This window comes from Mesorhizobium sp. M7A.F.Ca.CA.002.09.1.1 (assembly GCF_003998555.1).
GTDB classification, from domain to species: Bacteria; Pseudomonadota; Alphaproteobacteria; order Rhizobiales; family Rhizobiaceae; genus Mesorhizobium; species Mesorhizobium ciceri.
In genome coordinates, this window is record NZ_RZRR01000742.1 from 1 (window position 1) to 2,861 (window position 2,861).

Consider the following 2,861-nt stretch of genomic DNA (forward strand, 5'->3'; position numbering starts at 1 on the left):
CGCTCGTGCGGCAGCGGCAGCTGTCCGGGGATGGAGATCAGCGGCCGTGAGTTCTTGTCGGCGCCCGGCAGCGGGATCGAGCGGAACAGCCCTTGCGTATAGGGGTGGCGCATCCGGTCGAACACGTCCTTGATCTTGCCGGTCTCCACCGCTTCGCCCGAATACATCACGGTGATGCGATCGCAGGTTTCCAGGATCAGGCCGAGATTGTGCGACACGAAGATCATCGACGTGCCGAACTTCTCGCCCAGCCCCTTGACCAGATCGACGATGCCCGCCTCCACCGTCACGTCGAGCGCCGTCGTCGGCTCGTCGAGCAAAAGCAGCGCCGGCTTCGACAGCAGCGCCATGGCAATGACGATGCGCTGCTGCTGGCCGCCGGAGAGCTGGTGCGGATAGGAGCGCATCATACGCTCGGGATCGGGCAATTTGACCGAGCGCACCATATCGAGGGCGCGTTTATAGGCCTCTTCCTTCGACACCTTGTCGTGGATCAGCGGCACTTCCATCAGCTGCTGGCCGACCTTCATCGCCGGGTTCAGGCTCGCCATCGGCTCCTGGTAGATCATGGCGATCTTGTTGCCGCGGATGGAACGCAACTCCTCGTCGGAGAGTTCGCCCATGTCCTTGCCCTGGAACTTGATCTTGCCGCCGACGATCTTCCCGATGTTGGAGAGGTCGCGCATGATGCCGAGCGACACGGTCGACTTGCCGCAGCCGGATTCGCCGACGATGCCCATCGCCTCGCCCGGCCTGCCGGTGCAGGAAAAATCCATGACCGCCGGTATCTCGCCCTTGCGGGTGAAGAAGGAGATCGACAGGTTCTCGATCTCGATGATCGGCCCTTTGGTTGGCCCGGGGGTCGGCTTGGCGGGATTTCGAACTGCCTCGTTCATGGGTCGCTCCAATCCTGGTTCTTCCAGGCCTGTTTCTCTCAGGCCCATCGGGTCGAAACCCGCGACATCAGTCTTTCATCGATTGTTCGCGCAGCGAGTCGGCGAGCAGGTTCAAGCCCAGCACGAACGACATCAGTGCGATGGTCGGCGGCAGCGCCGGATGGATGAAGGAGCGCAGCAGGCGGCTGGCGTCCTTGATCGCGGTGCCCCAGTCCGGACTTTCCGGCGCCAGGCCAAGGCCGAAATAACCGAGCGTGCCGAGCAGGATGGTGGTGTAGCCGATGCGCAGGCAGGCATCGACGATCAATGGCCCGCGCGCATTGGGCAGGATCTCCCACAGCATGATGTACCAGGGCGATTCACCGCGCGTCTGCGCCGCCGCCACATAGTCGCGCGTCTTGATGTCCATCACCAGGCCACGCACGATGCGGAACACGCCGGGGCTGGAGGCGAACACCACCGCCACGAAGATGTTGAGCTGGTTTGGATCGATATGGACGATGTGCAGCGGGTCCTTATCGAACACAAGGCCGAGATAGATCCAGCCACCGAGGATCAGGGTGATGCCGAGCAGGATGTAGAGCCGGTCGGGCCGGTTCTTGTAGCGGGTCCAGAACAGCACGCTGAAGAAGATGATCGGGAACAGGAAGAACACGCCGGCCATGCCGTACGGGATCGGCGTGTCCATGATACCCGGCGTCACCAAGAGGTAGAACAGCAGGATCACCGGGAAGGCGAGCACAAGGTTGGCCAGGAACGACAGCACGGTGTCGATCTTGCCGCCGTAATAGCCGGCGGGCAGGCCGAGCGTGATGCCGACCATCAGCGCGAAGCCGGTCGCGGCAGGCGCGATGATCAGCACGATCTGGCTGCCATAGACCATGCGCGAAAACACGTCGCGCGCCAGCTTGTCGCCGCCGAACAGATAGGTCAGCCCCGACTGCGGTTCGACGGCGCCCGGCAGCACGTCCTTCATGATCGGAATCTGGGCCAGCGGATCGAAGGGCGATATGGTCGCGGCGAAGATCGCCGTGAACAGCCAGAACAGGCAGATGCCGACGCCGACAATGCCGACACCGCTGTCGAACAGCTGGCCGTAGAGCGCCAGCTTCTTCTTGTAGGCGAAGCTCGCGCCCATGACGATGACGAGCGCGATCCAGACCGGCCAGAAGCGCGACAGCACTTCGAAAACGACGGTGAAGCCACTGATGTATTGAACCGGCATCGGCTTCGCTCCCTACTGAACTCTGATACGCGGATTGAGAAATGCGTAGCCGACATCGGAAATGAGCTGCGTGATCAAGACGATGAACACCGAGACCAGCGAGCAGCCGAGCAAAAGGTCGATATCGTTGTTGCCGGCCGCCTCGACCAGCGTGTAGCCGAAGCCCTGGTAGCGGAACATCACCTCGACGATGACGACGCCGGTGAGCAGCCAAGGGAATTGCAGCATGATGACGGTGAACGGTGCGATCAGCGCGTTGCGCAAGGCATGTTTGACCACCACGCTGCCGAAGGAGAGACCCTTCAACCGCGCAGTACGGATATATTGCTGCGTCATCACTTCGACCATCGAAGCTCGCGTCATGCGGGCGATATAGCCGATGCCGTAGATCGCCAGCGTCATCACCGGCAGTGTGAAATTGTAGAAGGTGATGCCCTGGCTGGCCGAAGCCGCCGAGCCGTTCAGCCAGCCTAGCCATGAGGCGAAGATGACGGTGAAGATGACGCCCGACACATATTCAGGCGTCGCCGTCGAGGCGATCGACGCCACGGACAGCACCCGGTCGGTTCGCGACCCCTCACGCATGCCGGCCAGAATGCCGATCAGCAGCGAGATCGGCACCATCACCGCCAGCACCCAGAACATCAGGATGCCCGTAGCGCCGAGTGCCGGAAACAGTTTTGAGGCGACGGTCGCCTTGAACTTGGTCGAGCAGCCGAAATCGCCCTGGAAAACGCCGG

At 62.1% G+C, this 2,861-nt stretch carries 3 protein-coding genes; all 3 read right to left on the bottom strand.

Annotated elements, in window-relative coordinates:
* Positions 1–896, bottom strand: an 896-nt coding sequence (locus tag EN994_RS25465; RefSeq protein ID WP_164746179.1) for an ABC transporter ATP-binding protein, incomplete at its 3' end; no start/stop codon positions are given.
* Positions 897–963: 67 nt separating this feature from the next.
* Positions 964–2,121, bottom strand: a complete 1,158-nt coding sequence (locus tag EN994_RS25470; protein WP_013530884.1) for an ABC transporter permease — start codon at positions 2,119–2,121, stop codon at positions 964–966.
* A gap of 12 nt (positions 2,122–2,133) precedes the next feature.
* On the bottom strand, positions 2,134–2,861 hold a 728-nt coding region (locus tag EN994_RS25475; protein ID WP_164746180.1), incomplete at its 5' end, for an ABC transporter permease.